Below are 15,264 nucleotides of genomic sequence, written 5' to 3'. Positions count from 1 at the left end.
CCGACCCATGGCCTGGCTGTCCGACGACATCATCAAGGTGGCGGGACTGCCTAACGTCCTTCCGTCGTCGACCAATCCCACGCGGCCCTACACGAAGAACACCATCGACGAGCATCTCGACATGCTCATGGTCTGCCACCACCTCGATCCGGCGATCCCCGAGGATCTCGCCTTCGCCGAGAGCCGCATCCGCCGCGAAACCATCGCGGCCGAGGACATCCTGCACGACATCGGCGCCCTCTCGATGATGTCGTCGGACAGCCAGGCCATGGGTCGGGTCGGCGAGGTGGTCATGCGCACCTGGCAGACGGCGGACAAGATGAAGCGCCAGCGTGGGGCGCTCCCCGGCGACGCATCAGGCCACGACAACCTGCGGGCGCGCCGCTACATCGCGAAATACACTATCAACCCGGCCATCGCCCACGGCGTCTCGGCCCATGTCGGCTCGGTGGAGCCCGGCAAGCTCGCCGACCTGGTGCTGTGGACGCCCGCCTTCTTCGGGGTGAAGCCCGACCTCGTGATCAAGGGCGGCATGATCGCCACGGCGCCCATGGGCGACCCCAACGCCTCGATCCCGACGCCGCAGCCGGTGCATTACCGCCCGATGTTCGGGGCCATCGGCCGTTCGCCGTTCGCCACCGCCCTCACCTTCGTGTCGAAGGCCGCCATCGAGGACGGCTTGGGCGAGCGGCTCGGGGTGCAGAAGCGGCTGGTGGCCGTCGAGAACGTGCGCGGCGGCATCTCGAAGAAGAGCATGATCCTCAACGACGCCACGCCGAACATCGAGGTCGATTCCGAGACCTACGATGTCCGCGCCGACGGGGAACTGCTGGTGTGCGAGCCGGCCGAGGTGCTGCCCATGGCGCAGCGGTACTTCCTGTTTTGAGGTAGGATGGCGGCGATGCCAGCGGAGGCCCCATGTCCAAAGTTGCCCTGAGCCCACCCCCGGGCCGGACTCTTCCCGAGCCAGATCTCTACGACACCGATCTGTACCTTTGGACGCAGGCTCAGGCCGCCCTGCTCCGAACGGGCCGGCGGCGGGACATCGACTGGCACCATCTGGCCGAAGAGATCGAGAGCGTGGGCGGATCGCAGAAATCCGAGATTCGGAATCGGCTGGCGATCCTGCTGCAGCATCTCCTGAAATGGGAGTTCCAGCCGGAGAAACGCAAGTATGGCTGGCGCGCCTCCATCGTCGAACAGCGTCTCCAGATCGACGGCCTTGTCGACGTCAGTCCGAGCCTGAAATCCTGGCCCGACGCCGTGCTCCCCAAGACTTATCGCCTCGCCCGCGTGCGGGTCGCGGACGAGACCGGTCTCTCCGAGGGGACGTTTCCGGAAAACTGTCCTTATGCCATGGCGCAGATCCTCGATGAGGGGTTCTGTCCCGGTCCGATGGCCCCGGACGTCACCTGATGCGGTTTTCCCTGAGGACGTCTCCGTCCCCCCCCGGTTGCCCCTTCCATGATCCGCGCCACCCACGTCCTGCGCCGTGACGCCCTCGCGGGCGAGATCGTCGACCGCATCGTCCTCGACCACGGCGACCGCCATCGCCGCCGCATGGCCATGCGGGGGGTGGGCGGGGTGGCGTTCCTCCTCGATCTCGCCGAACCGACGGTGCTCGACGACGGCGACGCCCTCGTGCTTCAGGACGGGCGCCTCGTCTGGGTCGAGGCCGCGCCGGAGCGGCTGCTGGCGATTCGGGCCGCCGACGACCATGCCCTCAAGCGGCTGATCTGGCATATCGGCAACCGGCACATCCCGGCCGAGATCGCGCCGGATGCGGTCTACATCGCCTACGACCACGTCCTCGCCGAGATGGTGCGGGGCTTAGGCGGCACCGCCGAGGCGGTGGAGCGCCCGTTCCGCCCCGAGGGCGGCGCCTATGCGGGCGAGGCCGCCGGCCATCACCACCACGGGCATCACCACGATCACGATCACGATCACGCGCATCCGCACGCCCCTTCCCACTCCCATGATTGAGGCCCTGCGCCTGATGGCGTGGCTGTCGCCGGGCTATCCCGTGGGGGCCTATGCCTATTCGCACGGACTCGAAGCGGCGGTTGAATCCGGCGAGGTGTTCGGGGAGGCCTCCCTCGGCGAATGGCTCGCCGACGTGCTCGAACTGGGATCGGGCCGCAACGACCTCATTCTCGCCGCGCACGCCCATGCCGCTGCCCTTGCGGGGGACGCGCAAGGGCTTGCCGATCTCAACGACCTCGCCCTGGCGCTGGCCTCATCGCGAGAACTTCACCTGGAGGCGAGCCAGCAGGGTCGCAGCTTCCTCGACGCCACCCTGGCGGCTTGGCCCGCCCCTGCCCTCGCCCGCCTTGCCGAAGCCCTGCCCGGCCCGGTGGCTTATCCCGTAATGGTCGGCCTCGCGGCCGGCGCCCACGGCATGGCACTGCCCCCGACCCTCGCGGCCTTCGGCCTCGCCTTCCTGCAGAACCTCGTCTCGGCGGCCCTACGCTGCGCACCCATCGGGCAGAGCGCCGGCACCCGGGTGATCGCGTCCCTGACCCCGCGCGTGGTGGCGCTCGCGGCCGCCGTTCCGGACCTCGGCCTCGACGACCTCGGCAGCGCGACGCTGCGCCTCGATCTCGGCTCGTTCCGGCACGAGACCCAGTACTCCCGCATCTTCCGCTCGTGAGACCGACCCCATGACCTCTCCCAACGGCCCGCTTCGCGTCGGCATCGGCGGCCCCGTCGGCTCCGGCAAGACCGCCCTGATGGAGCAGCTCTGCAAGCGGTTCCGCGATGTCTACGAGATCTGCGCCATCACCAACGACATCTATACGAAGGAGGATGCCCGCATCCTCACCGTGGCGGGCGCCCTGCCGGAGGAGCGGATCATGGGCGTCGAGACCGGCGGCTGCCCGCACACGGCGATCCGCGAGGACGCGTCCATCAACCTCGCGGCCGTGGCCGAGATGCGCCGGCGGTTCCCGAAGCTCGACCTGATCCTCATCGAATCCGGAGGCGACAACCTCGCCGCCACCTTCTCGCCGGAGCTCGCCGACCTCACCCTCTACGTCATCGATGTCGCCGGCGGCGAGAAGATCCCCCGCAAGGGCGGCCCCGGCATCACCCGCTCCGATCTCCTCATCGTCAACAAGACCGACCTCGCGCCCCTCGTCGGCGCCGACCTCGGCGTGATGGAGGCCGACACCAAGCGGATGCGGGGCCAGCGCCCCTACGTGTTCGCCTCGCTCCGCGACGGCCACGGCGCCGACACCGTCGCCCGCTTCATCGTGGAGGCCGGAGGGCTTGCCTGAGCCGGTAGCGGGCACCATCCGCGAGGTCTTTCTGGCCTTCCTGAAGCTCGGCCTCACGGCCTTCGGCGGCCCCGTCGCCCATCTCGGGTACTTTCGCGAGGCGTTCGTGGCGCGGCGGCGCTGGATCGACGAGGCGGGCTACGCCGACCTCGTCGCCCTGTGCCAGTTCCTCCCCGGTCCCGCCTCGAGCCAGGTCGGGTTCGCGCTGGGAACCTTGCGTGCCGGGAGCCTGTGGGGCGGTCTCGCGGCCTTTGCCGGCTTCACCCTGCCCTCCGCCCTCATCCTCGTCGGCATCGCCTACGGCGCCGGATCGGGCGGGCCGATCCTGTCGGGCCTCCTCCACGGCCTTAAGCTCGTGGCCGTGGCGGTGGTGGCCCAGGCCGTGTGGGGCATGGCCCGGACCCTGGCGCCGGACCCGACCCGCGCCGGGATCGCGCTCGGCGCCCTCTGGCTCGCGGTGCTCGCGCCCACATCCCTCGGCCAAGTCGGTGCGATCGGGGTCGGCGCCGTCGCCGGCCTCGCCCTGTGCCGGGGGGCGGCCCCCGCCCCTGTCGGGTACCTCGCCGTTCCCCTGTCCCGGCGCACGGGGGTCGTGGCGCTGGCGCTGTTCTTCGGACTGCTGGCCGGCCTGCCGATCCTGGCCGTCTGGCTGCCCTCGCAGGGGATCGCCGTGGTCGATGCGTTCTACCGGGCCGGTGCCCTCGTCTTCGGCGGCGGCCACGTGGTGCTGCCGCTCCTGCGGGCCGGCACCGTCGATCCGGGCTGGATCGGTGCCGCCGCGTTCCTCGCCGGCTACGGCGCGGCGCAGGCGGTGCCGGGGCCGCTCTTCACCTTCGCGGCCTATCTCGGCGCCATCCTGACGCCGCCGCCGAACGGCCTCTTCGGCGCCGGCCTGGCGCTCGCGGCGATCTTCCTGCCCGGCCTCCTCCTCGTCACCGGCGCCCTGCCGTTCTGGGACGAACTCCGCAAGAAGCCCCTGGCCCAGGCGGCCCTGCGCGGCGGCAACGCCGCCGTGGTCGGGCTGCTCGCCGCCGCCCTTTACGATCCGGTCTGGACGGGGGCCATCGGCAATGCCCGCGACGTCGCCGTAGCGGCCACCGCCTTCGTGCTGCTGACGGTGGGCGGCGTCGCGCCCTGGATCGTCGTCGGGCTCACGGCCCTCGCCGGCCTCGCCCTGGCCGGCTGATCAGATACCGGCGTACCAGGGGAAGCCGAGTTCGGCGACCATGCTGCCGCGGCCCTTGCCGTAGCCGTCGACGCGCTCGGCCGCCTCGATGGCGGCGATGTATTTCAGGCTCTTGTAGCCGAGCTGGCGCTCGACCCGCAGGCGCAACGGGGCGCCGTGCTTCACCGGCAGATCCCCCCCGTTCATGCCGTAGGCGAGGATGGTCTGGGGGTGGAGCGCGTCGAACAAGTCGTAGCTGTCCCACCAGCCATCGACGCTGCGGATGACGATGAAGCGCGCCTGGGGTTTGAGCCCGACATGGGCGAGGAGGTGGGCGAGCGGCACGCCGGTCCACTCGCCGATGGCCGACCAGCCCTGCTCGCAGGAATGCAGGGTCACCTGGGTGCGCGATGGCATCGCCTTGAGTTCGGTGAGCGAGAACGCGCCGGGCCGCTCGACGAGGCCGGTGACCGGCAGCTTCCAGTCGGCGAACTCAACCCCCTTCGAGCGCTTGTAGGCGGGGTCATCGGGATCGGTGGTGTTGATGGTCGGGAACACCGTCGAGATCCGGCTGCGGTCGAACTCGCGCACCAGGGGCTGGTGTCTGAGCAGCCAGCGCTGGACCGCGAAGGTGAGACCGTTGCTCCAGTCGTAGGGGGTGGCCAGATGCGACAGGGCCGGCGCGTCGCACCCGCTGACGAGGCCGGCCCCGAGGAGCGCCCCCGAGCCCGTGAGGAGGCGGCGGCGCGACAGGTCACGCATCGGGTGTCTCCCGGGAGGCCGGCGATTCGGACGGAACGGCGAGGCGCCCGGTGATCATCGCGCGCGTGAGGTTGACGGCCCCGCCGACGAAGACTTGGCCGACATGGACCAGGAGGAACAGGACCAGCAGGCTAGCGAAGACGAAGTGCAGGGTGCGGGCCGATTGCCGGCCGCCGAACAGGGTGAAGAGTTCGGGAAACGCCGCCGTGACGCCGGGCGACATGGTCAGCCCGGTCAGCACCATCAGGGGGAACAGTCCCAGGATCACGGCGAGATAGGCGAGTTTCTGCAGGGCGTTGTAGCGCAGGGCCTCGCGTCCCACGGGTGACCGCAGGCGGGCATGATCGGCGATCTCCCGGGCGAGATGGCCGGGCGCCAGCTGGTCCCGGTCCGGTAGGAGGTTGCGGCGCAGGTGGCCGCCGACGAGCGAGACGAGGAGGTAGAGGCCGCCGTTGAGGACGAGGATCCAAGCGGCGAGGAAGTGCAGGTTGCGGCCCCAGCCGGTCTGTTCGAGGTTCACCGGCAGGGGCAGCACGAGGGCGGCGGGGGCGTCGTTGGCCCCGGTCTCGCCCCAGAACAGGCGTGGCAGGGCGAGCAGGATGGCGACGCCGCTGACGAGGAGCGCCCCGAACGCGGCCGTGTTCACCCAATGGGTCAGGCGCACGAAGGCGCGGTGCCGGAACACCGTCTGCCGTGGCACCCGGCCGGTCATGAATCCACAGCGCGCAGCACGTCGAGGCGGTAGCGCTCCGTGCGGGTCTGCCGGCATGGCTCCAGGGTGCCCGCCGTCCCGGCGATGAGGGCCTCGACGGCGTCGTCCCCGCTCAGCGGATAATTCGTTTCGCCGGTCCAGTGGACGAGGACGATCTCGGCGCCGGGCTTCACCGCCTGAACCATGTGTCCGGCGAGGCGGGCGAGGTCGGCGCGGGTGAAGAAGTACAGCACCTCCGACACAAGGATGAGGTCGAACCGGCCGGGCGGCCATTCGTCGGGCACCGCCGCGCGCAGGAACGCGACGTGCGGGCTGCCGGCGCAGCGCGCCCGGGCCGCGTCGAGGGCGGTCTCGGCCACGTCGAGGGAGAGGAGCCGGGTGCAGCGCTCCGCCAGCCGCCTTGTCAGGACGCCGATGGAGCAGCCCACCTCAAGGGCCTCGCCGTAGGTCTCCCGCGAGAGCGCCGCCAGGGTGGCGTCGTATTTCGCCGCCTCGTAGGCGCTGGTGGTGAACCCCCAGGGGTCCGGATTCCCGGCATAGATGCCCTCGAAGTAATCGGGCGGGAGCGAGGCGGTGGACCGGGTCATGCGGCGCAATCGGGTTGGCGGTCGACGGGGCTCCTGTCCAATGTGCCTTCGTCGCGGTGATCGCGCCAGAGGGCATCGGCCGGTCGGTCATCGGCGAGGACGTGGGCCGCCGCATGCGTCAGGGCGCGATCGGGTCCGGGCTGGCGCAGGTAGGTGGCGAGATCGCGCATGAGCCGCTCCAGGGGGTGCGTCTGCAGGAAGCCGGCGAGCCCCACGGAGCGTTGCGCGCGCTCCAGCACGTCGAGGCCGGCCCGCTCCACGGCGAGGCGGGTGAGGTTGACGTAGGCGATCACCCGCGCCGGTTCCGCATCGGGATCGGCCGCTATGGCGGCGGCGCGGCCGACGAACAGCCGCGCCGTCTCCACGGCGATGGCCGCCTCGCCGAGGCGTGCCGCCTGATGCGGGTCACCGCCGCGCCCGGTGGCGACGAGGTGCGCCCGCAGGCTGTCGAACACCGCCTCGATCCCGCCGAGCTGTACGGCGGTGAAGCGCCACGCGCCGGCGGAGAAGTGCGGCTCGCGGAAGTAATCGTCGGCCTCCCCCACGGCCGCCTGGGCATCCACGGACAGGCCGGTGAAATCGAGCACCCCCGAAGTCGAGGCGCGCATGCCGTGGGCGCACCACGACGATAGGTCGGCCCGCGTGCCGGGCTCGAGGGTGACGACGAGCATCTGCTGGCGCCCATCGGGCCGGCGCGCGGTGACGAGGGGACGCGTCACCGATCCGGCACCCGAGGCGAAGGACTTCACGCCCGCGAGCCGGCCGGTTCCATCGGGATCGAGGTCGAGGCCGCCGGACTGGGGCTGGGTGTTCCACACCCCGAACAGGTGCCCGGCGCGGATATCGGCCACGAGACGTTCGAGCACGGGCCCGGACGCATAGCGCAGGATCAGCGACAGAGCGTTGACGTGGCCTTCGTAGAGCCGCCCGAGGGCGAGGCTGCCGCGGCCGACCTCCGCCAGCACGTCGAGCAGCACGGGGGCGAGGGCCGGCGTATCGAGGCCGGACCCGCCGAGCGCCACAGGAAGGGGGGCCGCCAGCAGGCCGGCCTCGTGGCAATGGACGATGTCGTGCTCGGGAAACCCGTCGGTGCGGTCGAGGGCGTCCGCCCGCTCGGCGGCGAGGCGCGCGACGGACCGGGCGGCGGCACGGATTCGGGAGCCAGTCTCAATGCGGTCGGGGACGATGAAATTCATCCCCGTGAACATGGAACACGCCAGCGTATTCGCCAGTCGCCGACGGTGTCTTTTACGGTAAAACGTGTCCTGCACAGGCGGGCGAATCGTTACGCGATCGGCGGGATGGGCCGCGCGTCTCCGTGCCCGGCGACAGGATGCGCAGGTCCCGCGGCGTCGCGCGGGCGGGCGACGCTACGGTGACGCGGGAGCAGGCGGAAACGGCGACGATGACGGCGGCACCCACCAGGGTCTTGGCGGTCTCGGTATCCCCGGGCTGAAATCCTGAAAACGATCTCGGGTCGCCGACGATGCGCGGCGAAAGCCGTGACGACGCGTTCAACGTGGCCCCAGCTCCCGCGCCGTGACACTGCCATGCGCGTCGCCCGGCGGGCTGCGGGCGCCGCCGCACCGCCCATCCGGTCCGGCGACGTCCGGGGCTTCAACTCCAGGCGTGGAAAGGCGGGTTGACCCCGTTGAGGGCGTGGTTGCCGACGATGGCGTATTTCCAACGCACGGGGTCGTGGAGCGTGTGCGTGCGGGCGTTGCGCCAGTGCCGGTCGAGGTTGTGCTCGTCGAGGGTCGAGCGGGTGCCGGCGAGTTCGAAGAGGGTGTTGGTGGTCGCGAGCGCCACTTCCGTGGTGAGGACCTTCGCCTCCGCCACCGCGAGCTGGGCTGCCGCGACGCTTTCGGCGTCGGGAGCGGCCACCGCTGCGTCGAGGGCGAGGCCGGCCCGGTCGAGGAGGGCTTCCGCCGCGTGCAGGCGGATGGTGAGGTCGCCGACGATCGAGATGGTATGGGGATCGTCCGAGGCCCGCTCCAGGCCGCTGTCGATCCAGGGGCGCGACTTCGTGCGCACGAACGCCACGGTTTCGGCCAGCGCCTCGCGGGCGATGCCCGCATCCACAGAGGCCTGAATGACCTGGAAGATCGCCCCGTTGGCGCTCGGACGCTCGTAGCCCTTCCACGACGGCACGAGGTGGCTCTTCTCCACCCGGACGCCGTCGAGGATCACCGTGCCGCTCGCCGTGGTGCGCTGGCCGAAGCTCGACCAGTCGTCGATGACGGACAGGCCCGGCGCGTTGCGCTCGGCGATGGCGTACCAGGGCCGGCCCTGGTCATCGATGGCGACGATGGGCACGAGGTGGGCGAGCAACGCCCCCGTCGCGTAGAACTTGCGGCCGTGGACGATGACGTGGTCGCCCTGATCGACGAAGTGGGTCTTGAAGTCGGCGGCCCGCGGAGTGCCGCTCTCGGAGAAGGCGTTGCCGAAGCGGGTGCCCGCCAGAACCTTGCCGAACAGCAGAGCCTTCTGCGCCTCGTCCGATACGGTGTCGATGGCGGCCACGATGCCGAGGTGGTTCTGGGCGATCTGCCCGATGGACGGATCGGCCGCCGAGACGATGGCGATCACCCGCGCCAGGGTCCGGTAGGACACGCCCGGCCCGCCATGGGCCTTCGGCACGTTGATCGACCACAGGCCACTTTGAGAGAACGTGTCGAGTTCGGCGAAGGGCCGGCGCCCGGTGCGGTCGCGCTCGGCCGCCTCCGTGCGGAACGTGCCCGCCAGGGCATGGGCGACGCGGAGCGCCTCGGCGTCGTCTCGGATGATGTGGGCGGGCTCCGGCAACTTGTCGGGGCCGGGGACCCCCTGGGGCACGCGGTTGGCCTCGATGGCGCCCGCGCTGATGGCGATGTTCATGGATGGTCTCCGGAGGATTCTGACAGAGTCGTTCGGCCGAGCCGCTCAGGCGGCTTCCGCCCGGCGCCCGCGTTCCGCCTCCAGGGCCCGCACCCGCGGGATGATGTGCGCGCCGAAATACGCGACCTCCTCCTGGAAGTGCAGGAAGGCCAGCAGCGCCAGATCCACGCCGGCCTCCTTCAGGGCGACGATGCGCTCGGCGATCTGGTCGGGCGTGCCGATGAGGTTGGTCTTGAAGCCGTCGTTGTACTGGACGAGATCCTCGAAGCTCGATTTCGCCCAGTTCCCCTCCCCTTCCGGCGAGGCCTTGCCGGCGTTCTTCGCCTCGTGGCCGAAGGCCTTGACCGCCTCCGGGTCGGCGTTGTCGATGATCTCCTTGAGGACGGCGCGGGCCTCCTCCTCCGTGTCGCGGGCGATGACGAAGGCGTTGACGCCGACCTTGACGGAATGGCCGTTGGCCCGCGCCTTTTCCTGGATGTCGTCGACCTGGGCCCGGATGCCCTCCGGGGTATTGCCGTTGGTGAAGTACCAATCGGACACCCGCGCCGCCATGTCCCGCGCCGCCCGGGACGAGCCACCCTGGAAGATCTCGGGCTGCGGGTCGGCGGGCTTCGGCTTCAGGGTGTAGTTCGTGTAGCGATAGAAATCGCCCCGGAACGTGAAGTTGTCCTGGGTCCAGATCCCACGGAGCGCCGTGATGAATTCCTCCGAGCGCCGGTAGCGCTCGTCGTGGTCGAGCCACGGCTCGCCGATGGCGCGGAACTCGCCCGAGAACCAGCCCGAGACCACGTTGATGGCGATGCGCCCCTCGCTCAGCTGGCTGATGGTGGCGATCTGCTTGGCCGCGAGCGTCGGGTTCCACGGTCCCGGCAGCAGGGCGGCGATGACCTTGAGCTTCGTGGTGGCGGCCAGCAGCGCATGGCTGAAGGCCACGGACTCATGCTGGTACTCTGCGCCGTAGCCGGCGGTGAAGCGGATCTGCGTCAGGGCGTAGTCGAACCCGGCTGCTTCCGCGATCTGCGCCAGGCGCCGGTTGTAGGGCGCGTCCCAGCTCGTGCGCTGGGGAATCTTGCTGATGACGAGGCCGCCCGAGACGTTGGGCACCCAATAGGCGAACCGGATCGGCGCGTCCGTGGCGGTGGGCTGTCGCGAGGTCATGGGATGATCCGTATTCAAGGAGACGCATGCGCTGGCGGCTTGCGCACGAGGCGAGGAAGAAAACAGAGGCTGATCTTTGCCGATGCTGCAGGGTTTGCGGCAAAGAACTGGGATACTGTAAGGTGTTTATCCGCGTTATCGATCTATTTCAGTATCCGCCCGTGGCCGCCGCACGTCAAAGGAAGCAAATGGCTTTTTGCGGCGCGCACGGAAAAGACTGTTCTCCTATCCGGACGTCCGGCCACGTGATCGGTTTCCCGGGTCCGGCGGGATGGCCGGCGGACAGGCGCGCGAATCTGTGATTCGCGGGTCTGAAACCCGTTTTCCGGCAAGGCGTTGTCCCGGTCGCGCCGGTTCCGACGCGGGGTCTCCGCGCGCCCGTCCATCGCGGATCCGAACGCGGCCATCACCATTCCGAGAGAATTCACAGGAGGGGCCGTCCTGTATCGCGCGCCATAAAGCGGCAGGGTGCATCAGTCCTGAGCGTTTTTGCGCGGTTGCCTTGGGCTCGCATCTTTCTTGGGCAGTCCCGTGATTGCCGCGTGCGCAGAGGATGTAAATTAAAGGCAGCGCGCAATTTGTGGATACTACGACGGTTGTCAGAAAAGATCAGTCATTTAAGGGATCGTTAACCGACCGGACCCTACGTTCCAAGAACCGTTCCTTGATCGGCTGCGCATCGCATCCGGACCGACAGGCAGGATCACCGCCATGGCTCGCGCGTCCCTTCCACCCCTCGTCATCCTGCTGGCCGGCGACGAGCTGACCCGGTCGATCACGACGAGCTGCCTGGAGGCGTCCGGCTACGACGTCCTCAGCGCGCGCACGGCCGGGGAGGTCGAGGCGCTGTTGCTGGGCCAGACCGACCGGCGCCGGGTCGATGTGCTGGTGACCGATGCCGACGTGCGCGACGAGGTCGATGGGTTCTCCCTGGGGGCCGTCGCCCGCTGTCTCGATCCCGCCGTGGGGGTAATCTACACCACGCGCTCGCCCCGCACCCTGCCCGCCGCCATCGTGGCCGGAGCGCCGTGCCTCCGCACGCCCTACCACGCCCATCAGCTCGTGAGCCTCATCGCCGGCCTGCCCCGGCCGACGGTACGGGGCCGGGGCGCCGCGCGCCGAGCCGCATGAGGTCGCCCCGGTGCGCGCACCTTCCTCGGGCCGCCGGCCCGGCGGGTGGCGCCCCGCCCGGTGGTACCCTGGCGGGGCCGAGCCAACCTATGGTGTGAAGCCACGGGCACCCGCGCGCGTCTTCACCTTTCACAAACCATCGATCCTGTTACAATCGCTGGGAGAATTTTTCGAGTAACGCTTGTGCCCGATGTCCGTCAGACCGCGTTCGACATTATCCATCGGTTGCGATCGGCGGGAACCCAGCGGGCCGTCTACGCGGAACTGCGCCGCACGGGCGCGATCTTCGGCTACGACGCCTTCCTTATCGGCGGCCTGCCGCATTCGCCCAATGAGAGTCTGGCCGACTGTTCGATGATCTCGGGCTGGCCGACGGGCTGGACCCAGCGCTACCAGCAACAGAACTATCTCCACCAGGACCCGGTCATCCGCTACATCCGGGCGACGACGGAGCCGTTCCTGTGGCAGGAGGCGGTGACCCGTGGCGACCGGCGCGGCCTGACCGTGATGAACGAGGCGCGGGATTACGGCCTCGCGGAGGGGTTCTGCGTCCCTTTCCATGAGCTCGACGGCAGCGAGGCCGGAGTCAGCTTCGGCGGGAGCGAGGTGCGGCTGTCGGAGGATGCGCGCGCCGCCCTGCACCTCGTGGCGATCTACGCCATGTCCCGGGCCAAGGCGATCGCGCGCCGGACACCGGAGGACGATGCGGCCGACGCCACCGTCGGCCTGACCGGCCGGGAGGTCGAGTGCCTCAAATGGGCCGCCGCCGGCAAGACCGCGTGGGAGACTTCGGTGATCCTCTCCATCTCCGCCCGCACGGTGGAGCATCACCTCGCCTGCGCGGCACGCAAATTCAACGCGGCCAGCCGTGTCCAGAGCGTCGCCGAGGCCATCCGGCGCGGCATCATAGACTGAATCCGGCCCCTCCGATCCTCCGTAGATCTACGGATGCCTGAGGGCTCCAAGCTTGGCCAGAACTCCCCCCGTTGCAGGGAGATCTGGTATGTTGAAGGTTCTGAGCGGCGACGTCGAGGCGCGGGACCCCGCCCTCATGGACCGGGTCTACCGCTTCCGGCACGATTTCTTCGTCGATCACCTCAAGTGGGAAGCCTGCCGCAAGCCCGACGGCCGTGAGCGGGACCAGTTCGACGGACCCGACTGCCTCCATGTGGTCGGTCAACAGGACTTGGTCGGTCAGCGGGACTTGGTCGGTCAACAGGACGGGGCCATCGTCTCCTACTCGCGCCTGCTGCCGACGACCCGCCCGCACCTGCAGACTCACCTCTACCCGGAACTCCTCAAGGGCGCGCCCGCGCCGTCGGGGCCGCGCATCTACGAATGGACGCGCTGCGCCGTGGCGCCGAGCAAGCGCGAGAGCGCCAAAGGTGTCGACGCCGTCTCGGGGGCCTCCTTCACCGCCGTGGCGGAGGTCGCCGCGCGTTTTGGCCTCGACGGGCTTCTGGTCCAGACGCACCCGGTGCTCGTCACCCGCCTGATGGACATGGGCTGGGACGTCGAACCCCTCGCCCTGCCCTGCGCCTACGGTGATTCGCTCCTGCTGCCGATCTACGCCCGCCTGACGCCGGAGACCGTCGCCACCTGTCGGCGGGTGTTCGGCCTGTCCGGACCGGTGTTGCCGATCGATGCCGCCGATGGTCCGCGCCCGCCCGCCGATCAGCCCCACCGCCCCATGCCGTGAGCGGATCGCGCCGTGAGCGGATCGCCACGACCTCCTTTCCCGCCCGTTGTCAGAGTAATGCGATGCCGACCGTCACCCAAGAACCCGCCGATCAGGGCCCCGATGATCGAGGGGCTGCCGATCGGGGACTTCCCGAGATCGATCTCGTCCATCGCGCCATCGATCACTCCATCGACCTGCGCGAGGCCGTGGGTCGGATCACCGATCCGCTCCTGCACACCCTCGCCGACATGCTCCTGTTCGAGCTCGGACGCCGTCTGGCGCGTCTGGAGGGCAAATGAGGCGCGGCCGTCTCGCGAAGAGCGGGGCCGCCGAAGCTCACGACCGCATCTGGATGTGATCGAAGTCGAGTCCGGCCGTCCGGATGACGATCTGGGTGCGGTTGCCGACCTCGAGCTTGCGCAGGATTTCGGTGACGTGCGCCTTCACGGTTGATTCGCCGACCTGAAGTTCGTGGGCGATCTGCTTGTTGAGCCTGCCCTGGCGGATCATTCCCAACACCCGCATCTGCTGGGGCGTGAGCCGGGCCAGGCGCTCGGCGAGCTGCGTTTGGCCCGGGTCGGCGGCCTCCGCCAGGGCGGCGGGCAGGAACAAGCCTCCTTCGAGGACGTCCGCGATGGCCCGCGTCAGGGTTGCGCGGTCCACGGCCTTGGGTACGAAGCCGGCGGCGCCGTGGTGGATGGCCTCGCGCATGATGCGCGGGTCGTCGAGGCCGGAGACCACGAGGATCGGCACGCGCGCGAACCGCGTCCGGATGGTGACGAGGCCGTCGAAGCCCTGGACCCCCTGCAACGACAGATCGAGGAGGACGAGGGCGACGGCGTCCTCGCGCGCCAGGGTGGCGCAGGCGCCGGTGATCCCGTCCGCCTCGTGGAGCACCGCCTCCGGATAGGCCAGCGCGAGGGTGCTGGCGAGGGCCTCGCGGAACAGCGGATGGTCATCGACGATGAGGAGATGCATGCGTGCTCCGCCGCCCCGGGGACGTCCGCGCCCGGGCGGGGATATCCGGTTGAGGGTCCACAGCTAACGGCTCCCGCCCGGGACTGCCACCTGGGCGGCGGCACGCAGGTGGGCAAGGTGGCGCACGGCCAGGACGTAGCCGTGGGTGCCGAACCCCGCCATCACGGCGGTGGCGGCCAGGGAGACGTAGGAAGGGTGCCGGAAGGCTTCGCGCCTGTGGACGTTGGAGATGTGACACTCGACGATGGGCACTTCGCAGGTGTTGAGCGCGTCGAGGATCGCGATGGAGGTGTGGGTGTAGGCGCCCGCGTTGATGACGATTCCGGCCGAGCCGACGCGGTAGGCATGGATCCAGTCGATGAGCGCGTGCTCGGCGTTGCTCTGGTGGAAGGCGAGGCCGAGGCCGAAACTCCCGGCCTCGGCGCGACAGCGCGCTTCCACGTCCGCCAGGGTTTCCGAGCCGTAGATCTCGGGCTGGCGCCGCCCGAGGAGGTTCAGGTTGGGTCCGTTGAGGACCAGGATCGTGGTGTCCAGGCCGTCGGCTTCGGCATTCCTGGCGGCGGTCGTTCTGGCATCGGTCATGACGAAGGCTCCCTCTGCCTCGTTTGCGCCCCCGGGCGGGGGATTGCCAGGGCCGTCGGGGCGGCCCGGCGGAGGATGTCCGGTGCCCCTTTGACACGGGTCTCTCGATCCGGCGTCTTCGAATTGCCGTCGGCGGCCGTTAAGGCCGGGCCACGAGGCGGAGACCGGAGAGTGTCATGGATCCCCGACGCTGTATTCTCATCGGCGCGCCCGTGCAGGCCGGCACGCGGCGCCTGGGCTGCGACATGGGACCGAGCGCCTACCGCGCGGCCGGTCTCGGCCCGGTCCTCGTCGCCCTCGGCCTCACCGTTGAGGATCGCGGCAATCTCGCGCCCGTCCCCGGTGTCGTCCCCGCC

The 15,264-nt window shown here is 69.8% G+C and carries 19 protein-coding genes; 11 read left to right on the top strand and 8 right to left on the bottom strand.

Annotated features, from left to right (window positions below):
* The 6 genes from FV218_RS19035 to chrA form a co-directional block, all read left to right on the top strand.
* The coding region (locus FV218_RS19035) for an urease subunit alpha (RefSeq protein ID WP_147711112.1) at positions 1–886 on the top strand (886 nt) is incomplete at its 5' end.
* 32 nt (positions 887–918) lie between these two features.
* A complete protein-coding gene (locus tag FV218_RS19030) occupies positions 919–1,416 on the top strand; it encodes a DUF29 domain-containing protein (protein ID WP_147711111.1) in 498 nt (165 codons plus the stop codon).
* Between the two features lie 48 nt (positions 1,417–1,464).
* The gene (locus FV218_RS19025) at positions 1,465–1,983 is read left to right on the top strand and encodes an urease accessory protein UreE (RefSeq protein ID WP_147711110.1); all 519 of its coding nucleotides are present in this window, start codon (positions 1,465–1,467) and stop codon (positions 1,981–1,983) included.
* Entirely contained in the window at positions 1,976–2,650 is a 675-nt protein-coding gene (locus FV218_RS19020; protein WP_147711109.1) for an urease accessory UreF family protein, read from the top strand. Before FV218_RS19025 ends, FV218_RS19020 begins: the two co-directional genes overlap by 8 nt.
* Before the next feature lie 10 nt (positions 2,651–2,660).
* Positions 2,661–3,275, top strand: coding sequence for an urease accessory protein UreG (ureG, locus tag FV218_RS19015; RefSeq protein ID WP_056091947.1), 615 nt, complete (start codon positions 2,661–2,663; stop codon positions 3,273–3,275).
* Positions 3,268–4,461, top strand: a complete 1,194-nt coding sequence (gene chrA / locus FV218_RS19010; RefSeq protein WP_246685183.1) for a chromate efflux transporter — start codon at positions 3,268–3,270, stop codon at positions 4,459–4,461. Before ureG ends, chrA begins: the two co-directional genes overlap by 8 nt.
* On the opposite strand, the gene FV218_RS19005 is transcribed toward chrA, so the two are convergent.
* From FV218_RS19005 to sfnG, 6 genes are all read right to left on the bottom strand, one after another.
* Positions 4,462–5,202, bottom strand: a complete 741-nt coding sequence (locus FV218_RS19005) for a molybdopterin-dependent oxidoreductase (RefSeq protein ID WP_147711108.1) — start codon at positions 5,200–5,202, stop codon at positions 4,462–4,464.
* Entirely contained in the window at positions 5,195–5,914 is a 720-nt protein-coding gene (locus tag FV218_RS19000; RefSeq protein ID WP_147711107.1) for a cytochrome b/b6 domain-containing protein, read from the bottom strand. Before FV218_RS19000 ends, FV218_RS19005 begins: the two co-directional genes overlap by 8 nt.
* Positions 5,911–6,501 carry a class I SAM-dependent methyltransferase gene (locus FV218_RS18995; protein WP_056091957.1) on the bottom strand — a complete coding sequence of 197 codons (591 nt, stop codon included), beginning with the start codon at positions 6,499–6,501 and terminating at the stop codon, positions 5,911–5,913. The genes FV218_RS19000 and FV218_RS18995 overlap by 4 nt, the downstream gene beginning before the upstream one ends.
* The gene (locus tag FV218_RS18990) at positions 6,498–7,697 is read right to left on the bottom strand and encodes an acyl-CoA dehydrogenase family protein (RefSeq protein WP_147711106.1); all 1,200 of its coding nucleotides are present in this window, start codon (positions 7,695–7,697) and stop codon (positions 6,498–6,500) included. Before FV218_RS18990 ends, FV218_RS18995 begins: the two co-directional genes overlap by 4 nt.
* A gap of 421 nt (positions 7,698–8,118) precedes the next feature.
* Positions 8,119–9,378 (bottom strand): SfnB family sulfur acquisition oxidoreductase, encoded by a 1,260-nt coding sequence (locus FV218_RS18985; RefSeq protein ID WP_147711105.1) that lies wholly within the window; start codon positions 9,376–9,378, stop codon positions 8,119–8,121.
* Positions 9,379–9,423: 45 nt separating this feature from the next.
* The gene (gene sfnG / locus FV218_RS18980) at positions 9,424–10,536 is read right to left on the bottom strand and encodes a dimethylsulfone monooxygenase SfnG (RefSeq protein ID WP_147711104.1); all 1,113 of its coding nucleotides are present in this window, start codon (positions 10,534–10,536) and stop codon (positions 9,424–9,426) included.
* Between the two features lie 711 nt (positions 10,537–11,247).
* On the opposite strand from sfnG, the gene FV218_RS18975 reads away from it, so the two are divergent.
* The 4 genes from FV218_RS18975 (at position 11,248) to FV218_RS18960 (ending at position 13,647) form a co-directional block, all read left to right on the top strand.
* Positions 11,248–11,667: a response regulator gene (locus FV218_RS18975; protein ID WP_056091964.1), complete on the top strand. Its 420-nt coding sequence runs from the start codon at positions 11,248–11,250 to the stop codon at positions 11,665–11,667.
* Positions 11,668–11,892: 225 nt separating this feature from the next.
* Complete coding sequence (locus FV218_RS18970; protein ID WP_246685182.1) at positions 11,893–12,582, top strand: LuxR family transcriptional regulator; 690 nt, start codon at positions 11,893–11,895, stop codon at positions 12,580–12,582.
* Positions 12,583–12,670: 88 nt separating this feature from the next.
* A complete protein-coding gene (locus tag FV218_RS18965) occupies positions 12,671–13,366 on the top strand; it encodes an acyl-homoserine-lactone synthase (RefSeq protein ID WP_056091970.1) in 696 nt (231 codons plus the stop codon).
* 62 nt (positions 13,367–13,428) lie between these two features.
* Entirely contained in the window at positions 13,429–13,647 is a 219-nt protein-coding gene (locus FV218_RS18960; RefSeq protein ID WP_056091973.1) for a hypothetical protein, read from the top strand.
* Positions 13,648–13,684: 37 nt separating this feature from the next.
* Here FV218_RS18960 and FV218_RS18955 read toward each other — a convergent pair whose 3' ends face one another.
* Both FV218_RS18955 and FV218_RS18950 read right to left on the bottom strand, forming a co-directional pair.
* Positions 13,685–14,326, bottom strand: coding sequence for a response regulator transcription factor (locus FV218_RS18955; RefSeq protein ID WP_147711102.1), 642 nt, complete (start codon positions 14,324–14,326; stop codon positions 13,685–13,687).
* Between the two features lie 63 nt (positions 14,327–14,389).
* Complete coding sequence (locus FV218_RS18950; RefSeq protein WP_147711113.1) at positions 14,390–14,860, bottom strand: type II 3-dehydroquinate dehydratase; 471 nt, start codon at positions 14,858–14,860, stop codon at positions 14,390–14,392.
* A gap of 224 nt (positions 14,861–15,084) precedes the next feature.
* On the opposite strand from FV218_RS18950, the gene FV218_RS18945 reads away from it, so the two are divergent.
* The coding region (locus FV218_RS18945) for an arginase family protein (protein WP_348642043.1) at positions 15,085–15,264 on the top strand (180 nt) is incomplete at its 3' end.

The organism is Methylobacterium sp. WL69, from assembly GCF_008039485.1.
Classification (GTDB): domain Bacteria; phylum Pseudomonadota; class Alphaproteobacteria; order Rhizobiales; family Beijerinckiaceae; genus Methylobacterium.
The sequence above is the reverse complement of the archived record's forward strand: the minus strand, read 5'-3'. Positions and strand labels throughout refer to the sequence as shown.

What these genes read in the sequence shown, in the direction of transcription:
- FV218_RS19005 (WP_147711108.1), bottom strand. Translation starts at nt 5,202, where the DNA reads ATGCGTGACCTGTCGCGCCGCCGCCTCCTCACGGGCTCGGGGGCGCTC.
- FV218_RS18985 (WP_147711105.1), bottom strand. Translation starts at nt 9,378, where the DNA reads ATGAACATCGCCATCAGCGCGGGCGCCATCGAGGCCAACCGCGTGCCC.
- FV218_RS19020 (WP_147711109.1), top strand. Translation starts at nt 1,976, where the DNA reads ATGATTGAGGCCCTGCGCCTGATGGCGTGGCTGTCGCCGGGCTATCCC.
- FV218_RS19030 (WP_147711111.1), top strand. Translation starts at nt 919, where the DNA reads ATGTCCAAAGTTGCCCTGAGCCCACCCCCGGGCCGGACTCTTCCCGAG.
- FV218_RS18975 (WP_056091964.1), top strand. Translation starts at nt 11,248, where the DNA reads ATGGCTCGCGCGTCCCTTCCACCCCTCGTCATCCTGCTGGCCGGCGAC.
- FV218_RS18990 (WP_147711106.1), bottom strand. Translation starts at nt 7,697, where the DNA reads ATGAATTTCATCGTCCCCGACCGCATTGAGACTGGCTCCCGAATCCGT.
- ureG (WP_056091947.1), top strand. Translation starts at nt 2,661, where the DNA reads ATGACCTCTCCCAACGGCCCGCTTCGCGTCGGCATCGGCGGCCCCGTC.
- FV218_RS18995 (WP_056091957.1), bottom strand. Translation starts at nt 6,501, where the DNA reads ATGACCCGGTCCACCGCCTCGCTCCCGCCCGATTACTTCGAGGGCATC.
- FV218_RS18965 (WP_056091970.1), top strand. Translation starts at nt 12,671, where the DNA reads ATGTTGAAGGTTCTGAGCGGCGACGTCGAGGCGCGGGACCCCGCCCTC.
- FV218_RS18960 (WP_056091973.1), top strand. Translation starts at nt 13,429, where the DNA reads ATGCCGACCGTCACCCAAGAACCCGCCGATCAGGGCCCCGATGATCGA.
- sfnG (WP_147711104.1), bottom strand. Translation starts at nt 10,536, where the DNA reads ATGACCTCGCGACAGCCCACCGCCACGGACGCGCCGATCCGGTTCGCC.
- FV218_RS19000 (WP_147711107.1), bottom strand. Translation starts at nt 5,914, where the DNA reads ATGACCGGCCGGGTGCCACGGCAGACGGTGTTCCGGCACCGCGCCTTC.
- FV218_RS19025 (WP_147711110.1), top strand. Translation starts at nt 1,465, where the DNA reads ATGATCCGCGCCACCCACGTCCTGCGCCGTGACGCCCTCGCGGGCGAG.
- FV218_RS18955 (WP_147711102.1), bottom strand. Translation starts at nt 14,326, where the DNA reads ATGCATCTCCTCATCGTCGATGACCATCCGCTGTTCCGCGAGGCCCTC.